Annotated in this window: 11 protein-coding genes and 1 pseudogene; 9 read left to right on the top strand and 3 right to left on the bottom strand. The window is 73.3% G+C overall.

Annotated elements, in window-relative coordinates; translation table 11 throughout:
- Positions 1 to 205: 205 nt before the first annotated feature.
- The gene (locus ACFV6I_RS31440) at positions 206 to 1300 is read right to left on the bottom strand and encodes an NAD(P)-dependent alcohol dehydrogenase (protein WP_063346147.1); all 1095 of its coding nucleotides are present in this window, start codon (positions 1298 to 1300) and stop codon (positions 206 to 208) included.
- Between the two features lie 157 nt (positions 1301 to 1457).
- Between ACFV6I_RS31440 and ACFV6I_RS31435 the strand changes: the two genes are divergently transcribed.
- Entirely contained in the window at positions 1458 to 2354 is an 897-nt protein-coding gene (locus tag ACFV6I_RS31435; RefSeq protein WP_380428932.1) for a helix-turn-helix domain-containing protein, read from the top strand.
- Between the two features lie 116 nt (positions 2355 to 2470).
- On the top strand, positions 2471 to 3742 hold the full coding sequence (locus ACFV6I_RS31430) for a globin domain-containing protein (protein WP_380428930.1): 1272 nt from the start codon (positions 2471 to 2473) through the stop codon (positions 3740 to 3742).
- Between the two features lie 58 nt (positions 3743 to 3800).
- Here the strand turns inward: ACFV6I_RS31430 and ACFV6I_RS31425 are convergent, their stop codons facing one another.
- Positions 3801 to 5207 carry a selenium-binding protein SBP56-related protein gene (locus ACFV6I_RS31425; protein WP_380371526.1) on the bottom strand — a complete coding sequence of 469 codons (1407 nt, stop codon included), beginning with the start codon at positions 5205 to 5207 and terminating at the stop codon, positions 3801 to 3803.
- Positions 5208 to 5454: 247 nt separating this feature from the next.
- Between ACFV6I_RS31425 and ACFV6I_RS31420 the strand changes: the two genes are divergently transcribed.
- From ACFV6I_RS31420 to ACFV6I_RS31395, 6 genes are all read left to right on the top strand, one after another.
- Positions 5455 to 6471, top strand: a complete 1017-nt coding sequence (locus ACFV6I_RS31420) for an alpha/beta hydrolase (RefSeq protein WP_380428926.1) — start codon at positions 5455 to 5457, stop codon at positions 6469 to 6471.
- A gap of 83 nt (positions 6472 to 6554) precedes the next feature.
- On the top strand, positions 6555 to 7349 hold the full coding sequence (locus tag ACFV6I_RS31415) for a spermidine synthase (protein ID WP_380428934.1): 795 nt from the start codon (positions 6555 to 6557) through the stop codon (positions 7347 to 7349).
- A 170-nt stretch (positions 7350 to 7519) separates the two neighbouring features.
- Positions 7520 to 8332 (top strand): class I SAM-dependent methyltransferase, encoded by an 813-nt coding sequence (locus ACFV6I_RS31410; protein WP_063346142.1) that lies wholly within the window; start codon positions 7520 to 7522, stop codon positions 8330 to 8332.
- Positions 8333 to 8534: 202 nt separating this feature from the next.
- Positions 8535 to 9200, top strand: a complete 666-nt coding sequence (locus ACFV6I_RS31405) for a DedA family protein (RefSeq protein ID WP_063346141.1) — start codon at positions 8535 to 8537, stop codon at positions 9198 to 9200.
- Between the two features lie 117 nt (positions 9201 to 9317).
- Entirely contained in the window at positions 9318 to 9986 is a 669-nt protein-coding gene (locus ACFV6I_RS31400; RefSeq protein ID WP_380428923.1) for an O-methyltransferase, read from the top strand.
- Between the two features lie 64 nt (positions 9987 to 10050).
- Positions 10051 to 10950, top strand: a complete 900-nt coding sequence (locus tag ACFV6I_RS31395) for a Gfo/Idh/MocA family protein (RefSeq protein ID WP_063346139.1) — start codon at positions 10051 to 10053, stop codon at positions 10948 to 10950.
- Positions 10951 to 11028: 78 nt separating this feature from the next.
- Here the strand turns inward: ACFV6I_RS31395 and ACFV6I_RS31390 are convergent, their stop codons facing one another.
- Complete coding sequence (locus tag ACFV6I_RS31390) at positions 11029 to 11616, bottom strand: hypothetical protein (RefSeq protein ID WP_380428920.1); 588 nt, start codon at positions 11614 to 11616, stop codon at positions 11029 to 11031.
- A gap of 180 nt (positions 11617 to 11796) precedes the next feature.
- Between ACFV6I_RS31390 and ACFV6I_RS31385 the strand changes: the two are divergent.
- A pseudogene (locus tag ACFV6I_RS31385) lies at positions 11797 to 11951 on the top strand (RNA-guided endonuclease TnpB family protein); the annotation flags it as partial.

Raw genomic sequence — 11951 nt, 5'->3', positions numbered from 1 at the left:
CTGCTCGTCGGTCACCGTGCGGGGGGCGCGCGCGGGGGCGGGCGCGGGGGGGCGGGCCGGGCGGGGGCGGGGGCCGCCCCGGCCGGGGTCTAGCCGGCTGGGGTAGGCCCCGCGGCGCCCGGACGGCCCCCGCCCCCTGTTGATGGGAGAGCACCAGGGGGCGGGGCGTCGGGGCACGGGGGAGTGCGAGGTCAGGCCGGGACGGTCAGATCGTCGCGGCGTCGATCACGAAGCGGAACCGGACGTCGCCGGCCAGCACCCGCTGGTAGGCCTCGTTGATCTGCTCGGCGCGGATCAGCTCGATCTCCGCGGTGATGCCGTGCTCGCCGCAGAAGTCCAGCATCTCCTGGGTGGCCGGCAGCCCGCCGATCATCGAGCCGGCCAGCGAACGGCGGCCGGAGAGCAGCGCGTGCGCGTTCACCGTGACCGGCTTCTCCGGCGCGCCGACCTGCACCATGGTGCCGTCGGTGCGCAGCAGGCCGAGGTAGGCGCTCAGGTCGAGGTCGGCGGAGACCGTGTTGACGATCAGGTCGAAGGTGCCCGCGAGCTCGGTGAAGGTGGCCGGGTCGGAGGTGGCCCGGTAGTGGTCGGCGCCGAGCTTCAGCCCGTCCTCGCGCTTGCGCAGCGACTGGCTGAGCACGGTGACCTCCGCGCCCATGGCGTGGGCGAGCTTCACGCCCATGTGGCCGAGCCCGCCGAGGCCCACGATCGCGACCTTCTTGCCCGGCCCGGCACCCCAGTGCGCGAGCGGCGAGTACAGCGTGATGCCGGCGCACAGCAGCGGCGCGGCGGCGTCCAGCGGCAGGTTGTCGGGGATGCGCAGCGCGTACGCCTCGTCGACGACCAGCTTCGAGGAGTAGCCGCCGTGGGTCGGCAGGCCGTCGTGGCCGACGCTGTTGTAGGTGAAGACGGTGCCGCCCTGGCCGGTGCAGTACTGCTGGAGGCCGGCCCGGCAGTTGTCGCACTCCCGGCAGGAGTCGACGATGCAGCCGACTCCGACCCGGTCGCCGGCCTGCCAGCGGGTGACACCCGCGCCGACCTCGGTGACCACGCCGGCGATCTCGTGGCCCGGGACCATCGGGAAGATGCCGGTGCCCCAGTCCTCGCCGACCTGGTGGATGTCGGAGTGGCAGATGCCGCAGAACTTGATGTCGATCACGATGTCGTGCTCGCCCACCGCCCGGCGGGTGACGGTGGTCTTCTCCAGGGGGGAGTCGGGCCGCGCCGCGGCGTAGGCGGCGACCGTGCGGGTGGTGCCCTCGGTGGTGCTCGTCGTCGTTGCGTTCGTCGAGTTCGTCATGCTTCCAGCCTGCGCCGGTGCGGTGCGACCAGCCAGACCAGAGCTCTTCGTACGCAGGCCACGCGTAGGGACCCCGGACGTACGACCGCGGAACGTACGCACGGCAGTATCACCCTGCCCCCCGCCCCCGCCGCCCGGCTCCCCGCATACTGCAGACATGGACCAGCGCACCGAACTCAGCGAGTTCCTCCGATCCCGCCGCGCCCGGCTGCGGCCCGAGGACGTGGGCCTGCCGGACAGCACCACCCGGCGGCGGGTGCCCGGCCTGCGCCGCGAGGAGCTGGCCCTGCTCGCCGGAGTCAGCACCGCCTACTACACCCGGCTCGAACAGGGCCACGGCGAGAGCGTCTCCGCCGCCGTCCTGGACGCCATCGCCCGCGTGCTGCGGCTCAGCCCCGCCGAGCGCGAGCACCTCGGCCGGCTCACCAGGCCCGCCCGCCGCCGCCCCGGCCGGGCCGCCGCCCGCCCGCAGCGGGTCCGGCCCGCGCTCCAGCAGCTCCTGGACGCGATGGAGTGCGTGCCCGCGTACGTCCTCGGCCGGCGCCTGGACATCATCGGCTGGAACCGGCTCGGCACCGCCCTGCTCGGCGACTTCGCCGCGATGGCGCCCGAGCAGCGCAACATGGCCTGGCAGCTCTTCCTCGACCCGTCGGCCCGCGAGCTCTACGAGGACTGGGACGGTAAGGCCACCGACGTCGTCGGCATGCTGCGGCTGGACGCCGGGCGGGATCCGGACGACCCCAGACTCGCCTCGCTGATCGGCGAACTCTCCCTCAAGAGCGCCGACTTCCGCCGACTCTGGGCCGCCCACAGCATCCAGGACAAGGGCCACGGCACCAAGCGGCTGCACCACCCGGTGGTCGGCCGGCTCAACCTCCAGTACGAGACGCTGCGCCCGGCCGGGGACGTCGACCAGGTGCTCGTCACCTACCATGCCGAGCCCGGCTCCAGCTCCGCCGAATCCCTGCGCCTGCTGGCCAGTTGGGCGGCCACCGAGTTCCACCCCGAGCCCGTCGAGCCTGCCGAGGCGACCCCGGTCGATCCCGTCCGGTAGCGCCCCTGGTAGGCCTTCCGGCCAGACCCTCCCGTCAAGGGGTCGATGGTCCCGGGTCCGATCGGGGCCATCGGCCCTTCTCGCCGGTAACCGGGCGGCGATTGACTGGGCGGGTCATGGATACCACCACCAGCGGAAACACCACCAGCGGCACCACCGCCGAGTACGACCGGCTGATCGCCCGCCACCACGCGATGCGGCTCCGGCGCCAACTCCTCATCCCCGCCTCGCCCTTCGGGCCCGACCCGGCCGTCGCCGACCAGTACGGCGGCTCCGGGGGCGCCGATGACTACGACGGCTACGACGGCGCCGCCGACCAACGGCTGATCCGGCGCGACCTCGGCCTGCTCGACCCGCTCTCCGAACTGATCGACCACCTCTACGCGGTGATGTTCCGCCGCCGCCCCTACCTGCGCCCGCTCTTCCCCGCCTCGATGGAGTTCCAGCAGGCCCACCTGGAACGGATCCTCCGCCACCTGGTGGACCACCTCCACCACCCGGCCGAACTGGCCGCGACTCTGCGCCAACTCGGGCGCGACCACCGCAAACTGGGCGTCCGGCCGGTCCACTACGAGGCCTTCGAGGAGGCCCTGTGCGCGGCGATCCGGCACCGGGCGGGCGACCGGTGGACCGAGGAGATGGAAGCGGCCTGGGTCCGGATGCTGCGCTTCGCCGTCGCGGCGATGACCGCCGGCGCCGACTCCGCGCTCACCGAACCCCCGTACTGGCGCGCCGTGGTGACCGGCCACGAGCGCCGCCGCCCCGACCTCGCCGTCCTGCGCGTGCGCACCGGCGAGCCCTACCCGTACCGGGCCGGACAGTACGGCACGGTCGAACACCCGACGCTTCCGCACACCTGGCGGCAGTACTCGATGGGCTGCGCGCCGCGCACCGACAACGAGTTGGAGTTCCACGTCCGGCGCACCGGGCCGGACGGGGTCAGCGCGGCCCTCGTCGAAAGCACCGCCGTCGGCGACCGGCTGCGCCTCGGCCCGCCGCGCGGCGGCCTGCTGCCCGAGGACGACACCCGCGACCTGCTGCTGGTCGCCGGCGGCACCGGCCTGGCCCCGATGAAGGCCATCGTCGAGCAGCAGGCCGCCCAGCGCCCGCGCGGCCGCCGCGTCCACCTGTTCGTCGGCGCCCGGGACCGCGGCGACCTCTACGACTGGTCCGCCCTCGCCGAACTCGGCCTGCACAAACCCTGGTTGGCGCTCACGCCGGTCACCGCCGGCCGGCTCGCCGACGCCGTCGCGGGCGCCGGGGACTGGCGCGAGCACCTCGCCTGCGTCAGCGGCCCGGCCGGCATGGTCGCCTCCGTCCGCTCCGAACTGCTCGCCGCCGGGCTGCCCCTGGCCCAGGTCCGCTACGACCAGGCGCTCGCCCGCTAGCCGTACGTCCTGCCGGCAGTCGTACGTCCTGCCGCCGGACGTCCTGCCGCCGGACGTCCTACCGGTAGCAGTAGGAGTCCGAGGAGGCGTCGCCGCCCGCGAGGTGGGTCTGGTGCACCCGCAGGCCCCGGAAGTCGGCGCCGTGCGGGAAGAAGCGCTCGTCGACGCTCAGCCCGCCCGCCTCGGTGTCGGCGTCCAGCTTGATGATCCACGGCTCGATGCCGTCCGGGTAGAACTGGTCGTCCCAGGCGCCGTAGAGGGAGTTGGTGAGGTAGAGCCGGCGCCCGTCCCGGCTGATCTCGACCATCTGCGGGGCGCCGCTCAGTGGGCGCCCCGGCGCGGCCGGGTGCGGGGTGCGGGCGACGACCCCGCCCAGCCGCACCGAGTCGGCGAGCCGGGGGTGGAACGGGTCCGACACGTCGTACTGGAACAGCTCGCCGGTGCCCCACGCGGACACGTACAGCCAGCGATCGTCCACCGACAGGTTGATGTCCGTGATCAGCGGCGGCACCGCGCCGAACGGTTGCAGCGCGGGCGGCAGGTCCTCCGTCTTGGCGGGCTCGGCGGGGATCTCGATCACCTTGCGCGCGGTGAACGCCGGGCCCTCCCGGTACCAGAGCCAGACCGAGGCGGACAGGTCCTCGACGTTGGTCACCACCCCGGCGAAGCCCCACTCGGCCTGCGGATCGTGCGCCGGGCGCAGCTCCAGCACCATCTGGTACTGGTCGCCGAGGTCGATCCGTTGCAGGTGCCGTCCCGAGTCCAGCTCCCAGAAGTGCAGCGCGTGCCCGTACTTGCGGCCCAGCAGCAGCTCCGGGACGACCCCGCCCTCCACCATCCAGGGCGTGCCCCACTCGCTGGTCACCCCCACGTTCGTCCCCAGGTGCCACCAGACGTCGTACGCGAAGTGCTGCGGCCCGCGCTCCGTCTCCCAGGCGCGCAGCACCTCGAAGGTGGTGTGGTCCAGCAGCGCCACCCCGCCGGGCCCGTCGTTCCCGTCCCCGCTGCCCAGGCAGGACAGGAACACCCCGTCCGGCCCGCAGTGCAGGGTGTGCGGGCGCGAGTAGCCGGCCTTGGCGGCGAGTTCCGCCGCCTCGACGGTCTTGACGAGGCGCGGCCGGACGGGGTCGGGCCGGGTGTCCATCACGTGCAGCCGCGAGGAGCGCAGGCCTGGGAGGAGGAGGTAGCGCCGCTCGGGGTTCTCGTGGCAGGCGTGCGCCAGCGCGCTGGAGCAGGCGTTCCACCCGAAGTGGTGCAACTCGTCGCCCAGCGTCGGCAGTTCGGCGAAGTTCAGGACCTTCCCGTAGCTCGCCGACGCCGGATCGGTGTCCACGGTGAGCAGCGCGTCCGGCCGCTCCCCGGCCCGGTCGAACCCGGCGACGTACGCCAGCGTCTCCGGTGGCGCGGCGATCGCCTCGGCGGCCGAACGGTACAGCGACGGATCGGTGTGGCCGGCCTGCGGCATGTGTTCTCCTCAACTCGCCTGCGTGACAACCGGAGTTGGATCTGTCCGGGTAGCGTTCCACACGACCACCGGCGCACAGCAGGCGCACGGGGAGCGATCAGGAGGCGCGGGCGACCGGGTCACACCGATGCCCGGCAGAGCGGCGCCCGACAGGCAGCCCCGGGCTACCGGCCGGTATTGTCGGGGTCCTGGATCAAGAACACCTGCGACGGACGGCAGGTCGAGCATGAGGACGGGTGCGGCGCAGATGGAGTTTCGGGAAGACATCCTGGGTGCCCCCTACGAGACGGCCGAGCTGACGCTGCGGCCGGACGCCGAGGGGGAGGTCTGCGCGACGCTGGTGCGCCGGCTGGTGCCGGGGGCGGAGCGGGCCGTGCTGTACATCCACGGGTACAACGACTACTTCTTCCAGACCAACCTCGCCGACCACTTCGCCGCGCTCGGCTTCTCCTTCTACGCCCTGGACCTGCGCAAGTACGGCCGCTCCCTGCGCCCGCACCAGTCGCCGAACTTCGTGCGCGACCTCGCCGAGTACGACGAGGAGATCGACGAGGCGGTGCGGATCATCCGCGAGGTGGACGGGCACCGGCGGCTGCTGCTGAACGGGCACTCCACCGGCGGGCTGATCGGCGCACTGTGGGCTGGGCGGCGCTCGGGGCGCGGCCTGGTGGAGGGGCTGTTCCTGAACAGCCCCTTCCTGTCGATGCCGGCCGCGCCCGCCGTGCGGACCGTCGGCGGCCCGGCCGTCACCGCGATCGGACGGCTGGCGCCCACCCGCGTGCTGCCGTCGACGCTCAACCCGCACTACACGCACAGCCTGCACAAGGACCACGAGGGCGAGTGGGACTTCGACCTCACCCTCAAGCGCCCCGAGGGCTTCCCGCTGTACGCGGGTTGGCTGTCCGCCATCCACCAGGGCCACCGGCAGCTGCGGCACGGGCTCGGGATCGACGTGCCGGTGCTGCTGATGGCGTCGACCAGGTCGATCACGACCACCAAGTGGCACAACGCCCTGCACCACGCGGACGCCGTGCTGCGCGCCGACGACATCGCGGGCCAGGGCCCGCGACTGGGCCGGCACGTCACCATCGTCCGGATCGAGGGCGGCATGCACGACCTGGTGCTCTCGGGCGAGGCCGCCCGCACCCGGGCCTTCGCCGAACTGGACCGCTGGCTCGCCGCCTACCTCGACGTCCGGCCGGCGGACGTCCGGCCGGTGGACGCCCAGGCCGTGGACGCTCAGGCCGTGGGGGAGAGCGCGTGACGGACGAGTCGGTGACGCACGAGGCGGCGGCGGATGAGCCGGTGCCGGTCGGGCGCCACACCGACCTCGGCTTCGCCAAGCTCATGCCGGACCTCGACCGGGACGGCGGCTGGCTGCTCACCCTGGACGGCACCCCGCAGTCCTACGTCGACCTCGCCGACCCGACCCACCTGGAGTTCGAGTACACCCGGCGGCTCGGCCACCTCGCCGACGCCCTCGCCCCCGCCGGGCGGCCGCTGGACGTGCTGCACCTGGGCGGCGGCGCGCTCACCCTGCCCCGCTACCTCGCCGCCACCCGCCCCGGCTCGCGCCAGCGGGTGGTCGAGGTGGACGGGCCGCTGCTCGACCTGGTCGCCGAGCACCTGCCCTGGCAGGGGCCCGGCGCGGACATCACCGCGACCGTCGGCGACGCCCGCGCCGCCCTCGCCGAGACCCCGCCCGGCACCCGGGACCTGGTGATCGCGGACGTCTTCCACGGCTCGCGCACCCCCGCCCACCTCACCTCGGTGGAGTTCCTGCGGCTGGCCGCCGCCGCCCTGCGCCCCGGCGGCTGCTACGCCGCCAACCTGGCCGACGGCCCGCCGCTGGCCTTCGCCCGGGCCCAGGCCGCGACGGTCGGCGCGGTGTTCCCGTACACCTTCCTGGTCGCCGAGGCCCCGGTGCTGCGCGGCCGCCGGTACGGCAACATCCTGCTCGCCGGTTCGACGGCCCCGCTCCCGGCCGTCGAGCTCACCCGGCTGCTGGCCGGCGACATCTTCCCGGCCCGCCTCACCGACGGCGCCGACCTGGCCGCCCTGGTCGGCCGCACCGCCCCGGTCACGGACGCCGACGCCACCGACTCCCCGCCCCCGCCGGACGGAGCGTTCAGCATCGGCTGAGCGGCGCGGCGGCCCGAGCGTCCCCGCGTCCGGGGTGTCAGAATCGGCGGGTTCAGGCCGGAGCGTGGAGCATGTCGAGCGTCGAGCACGTCGATCGTGGAGCACGCCGAGCGCGCAACACGTCCGGCGCGGAGCAGGTCCAGCGCGGAGCACGTCCGAAGGAGTGAGCGATGAGCGGCGGGGAGCGGCCGGAGTTGGCGGAGGTGCCGGAGACGGCGTTGTGGACGCTGTGGCACCGCGCGGTGGAGGCGCGTCGGCCGGACACGGTGCTGGAGGACCCGAAGGCGGTCGAGCTGGTCGACCGGATCGACTTCCCGTTCGCGGAGCGCTTCGGGGAGGGCGCGCTGGTCAGCCAGTTGCAGGCGCTGCGGGCGGCCTGCTTCGACCGTGAGGTGGCTGACTTCCTGACCCGCTGCCCGCGTGGCACCGTGGTCGGTCTCGGGGACGGCCTGGAGACCCAATCGTGGCGGGTCGACAACGGCCGGGCGGACTGGCTGGCGGTGGACCTGCCGGAGACGGCCGCGCTGCGGGAGCGGCTGCTGCCGCCGGACGACCGGCGCCGGATCCTCGCCTGCCCGGTCACCGACCCGGGTTGGATGGACGAGGTGGATCCGGCACGCGGAGTGATGATCTGCGCCGAGGGCCTGCTGATGTACCTGCGGCCGGAGGAGGTACGGGCACTGATCGCGGCCTGCGCCGAACGGTTCCCCGGTGGGTCGATGGTGCTGGACGCGGTGCCGCGCTGGTTCAGCGCCCGCTCCGTCCAGGGCAAGCTGCGGAACCGGCACTACCAGGCGCCGCCGATGCCGTTCGGCATGGACGCGGACGAGCACGGCAAGCTGGCCGGCGCGCACCCGGCGGTGACCGACGTGCGCGAGGTCTACCCGGAGGGCGGGCGGGGCCTGCTCCGCGCCCTGCTGCCGCTCGTGCGCCGGGTGAACGCGCGGCCGTCCGTGGTCGCACTTCGCTTTGCCGGATCTTGAAGAACGGCTGGTCAAGCGGGAACCATGAGGAACCACCGCACGTCGTAACCACGGGTGATCGGCCGGGGGGACAGGCCGCCCGGCACGTTAGGCTGCCCTTATGGGGAAGCGGCTGCGTTGCCGCCATCGGACAACTGCCGGAATCGGCGTGCGGCACCGCTGAGGGCCGCGCCGGTTCCGACCTGCCACGGAGGTACTGGCCTTGCACATCGACGCCTGGATCGAGAGCGTCCCACCGACCGCGGTGTACGCCCTGGTCGGCCTGATCATCGGCCTGGAGTCGCTGGGCATCCCGCTGCCCGGCGAGATCGCCCTGGTCACGGCCACCCTGATGGCGGTCAAGGGTGTGGTGAGCCCGGAATGGATCGCGGTGGTCGCCATCCTCGGGGCGATCATCGGCGACTCGATCGGCTACTCGATCGGCCGCAAGGGCGGCAAGCCGCTGTTCGAGAAGCTCGGACGGAAGTTCCCCAAGCACTTCGGACCGTCCCACCTGGCCACCGCCGAGCGCTCCTTCCAGAAGTGGGGAATGTGGGCGGTCTTCTTCGGCCGCTTCATCGCCCTGCTGCGCATCTTCGCCGGGCCGCTCGCCGGCGCGCTGAAGATGCCGTACTGGAAGTTCCTGATCGCCAACGTGCTCGGCGGCATCGTCTGGGCCGGCGGCACGACCCTGCTGGTCTACAAGGTCGGCAAGAGCATCGAGCCCTGGCTGTCCCGCTTCTCCTGGGCCGGCCTGGCCGCGGCGGTGCTGGTCGGCGGCGCCTCGGCCTGGTTCATGAAGCGCCGGGCCGCCAAGACCCACGCCAAGATCGAGGCGGAGGAGGCGGCCGCCGCCGCGACCGCCCCCAAGGCGCCCGTCGCGGAATAAGCGCAGTAAGCGCAGTAAGCGCAGTGACGAGGCGTCTGCACTGAGCACGGAGGGGCTGTCGGGCCTTCGGAGTAGCATCGGCGGGTACCTGCCGATCATGCACAACTGGAGGGCCCGATGACCCAGTCGACGTGGGATGCCGTGGACGCGTACTTCTCCGAGCAACTGGTGGGGCACGACCCGGCGCTGGAGGCCGCGGTCGCCGCCGCCGACGCGGCCGGGCTGCCGGAGATCGCCGTCGCCCCCAACCAGGGCAAGCTGCTGCACCTGCTGGCGCTGACCCAGGGCGCGCGGCGGATCCTGGAGGTCGGCACGCTCGGCGGGTACAGCGCGATCTGGCTGGCCCGGGCGCTGCCCGCGGACGGCACCCTGATCACCCTGGAGATCGACCCGAAGCACGCCGAGGTCGCCCAGGGGAACATCGCGCGCGCAGGGCTGGAGAAGGTCGCCGAGGTGCGGCTCGGCCGGGCCGCCGACTCGCTGGCCGCACTGGTGGAGCAGGGCGTTGAGCCCTTCGACCTGGTCTTCATCGACGCGGACAAGCCCAGCAACCCCGAGTACTTCCGGCGGGCGCTCCAGCTGACCAGGCCCGGCTCGCTGATCATCGTCGACAACGTGGTGCGCGGCGGCGCCGTCGCCGACGCGGACAGCACCAACCCGGCGGTGGTCGGCACCCGGGCCCTGCACGACCTGATCGCCGCCGAGCCGAGGGTCACCGCGACCTCGGTGCAGACGGTCGGCAGCAAGGGCTACGACGGCTTCACGCTGGCCCGCGTGCAGAGCTGAACCCTTTTTTTCCCGCACCACTTTCACGCACCACTTTTACGCACCACGGAGAAACGGAGACATCGTGCGGATCGGACTGCTGGGCGCCGGCCCCTGGGCGGAGCGGGTGCACGCACCCGTCCTCGCCGAGCACCCCGGGCTGGAGTTCACCGGCGTCTGGGCCCGCCGGCCGGAGGCGGCCACGGCCCTCGGCGGGGCGTACGGCGTCCCCGGCTACGCGGACCTCGACCAGCTGCTCGCCGAGGTGGACGCCGTCTCGATCGCGCTGCCGCCGACCGTGCAGGCGGGCCTCGCGGTACGGGCCGCCGAGGCCGGCTGCCACCTGCTGCTGGACAAGCCGGTCGCGCTGACCGTGCCGGACGCGCAGGCCGTGGCCGAGGCCGTCCGGGCCCACGAGGTCGCCTCCGTGGTCTTCTTCACCGTCCGCTTCGGCGGGGAGCAGATCCCGTGGATCGAGCAACAGGCGGGCCTGGGCGGCTGGTTCACCGGCCGCTCGGACTGGCTCGGCTCGGTGTTCGCCCCCGGCAGCACCAGCCCGTACGCGGCCTCGCCGTGGCGCGAGGAGAAGGGCGCGCTGTGGGACGTCGGCCCGCACTCGCTGTCGGTGCTGCTGCCGGTGCTCGGCGACGCGACGCAGGTCACGGCGGTGGCCGGCCCGCTGGACACCGTCCACCTGGTGCTGCGGCACGCCGACGGCGCCTCCAGCACCCTGGCACTGAGTCTGACCGCGCCGGTCGGCGCCGGCGGCGTCGGCCTGGAACTGCGCGGTGAGCACGGCATCGCCCACCTGCCCGAGCGCGGCGAGGGCCCGGCCGCCGCCCTGCACCGCGCCCTGGACGCCCTCCAGGCCTCGGCCGCCACCGGCCAACCGCACCCCTGCGGCGCGGAGTTCGGCCTGCGCGTGGTCGAAATCCTGGCCGGCGCCGAACGCTCCCTGGCCACGGGCGCACCGGTCGCGGTGTAGATGTGACACCTGGGCGGGCTCGCTGCGGACCATCGCAGCGAGCCCGCCCGTGTCATGACGTGACGCGTCAGGGCCCGCTCACGGCGGAGGCGCCAGCTGAGCGGTGGCGTCCAGGTTGCGGACCGGTTTGCCCTCCTCGTACGAGACCGGGACGGCGCCCGCGAGTTCGGCCACGGCCTTCTTGAGTGCTGACGACGCTGCGCCTTCATGCGACGTGGTGACCGTGATCCCCGACGCGTCCGGCCGCAGGGCCGCCGTATAGACCGGGAACGGCAGCGAATTGGCTTGTGCCGCGTCGCCGATCCTCTTGAGGGCGGGATCGACGGTCGCCCGCGCGTAGGAGGCGTGCCGGATCTCGGCGCGTCCCGTCTCGACGCCGGGATGCGCCTGGGCGGCGGCCGCGACGAGCGCCCGCGCCCGCGGCTCGTCCGTCGCGAACAGCACGACCCGGCCTGCCGCCGGGTCCAGCTTCAGCGCGCCGAAGGTGTCCTTGAACTCGTCGTGCCCCTGCTCTCCGAGCGCCGACGCCAAGTCCTGCAGTGCGGCGAGCGAGAGTGCGTCCACCTGCTGCGACGGCGAGGAGACCACGGCCCCGGGACCGGCGGGGCCGCCACCGGCCGACGTGCTGCTACCGCAGCCACACAGCAACCCGGCCGCCACCAGCACGGCGGCCGACCACGCGGGTGGTCGCGATGGTGTCACCTGATTTCTCCCAGGAGGCTCCGGCCAGGCCGGGGAGGAATGGGTCCTCGGCCCGGAGCCGTGAAGCGGCGGAGTTCTCTGCGCATCTGTTCTGACCTGTGCTTTCTGCTGTTGTCGGTGGGGGCTGTTAGGTTGCGGCTCATGATGACGACGACGGTGACGGTCGGTGAGGCCGGGTACGCCCGGTACACCTACCGGCTCCGTGTGTCGGCCACCGCCCTCGCACTGCTCGAAGCGGAGTGGGGGAAGTGCCGCTGGGTGTGGAACGAATCCGTGGCGATGTCCCGCAAGGTCCACAA

The organism is Kitasatospora sp. NPDC059803 (assembly GCF_042732255.1).
Taxonomy (GTDB): domain Bacteria; phylum Actinomycetota; class Actinomycetes; order Streptomycetales; family Streptomycetaceae; genus Kitasatospora.
This window is presented reverse-complemented; position numbering and strand designations above follow the sequence as displayed.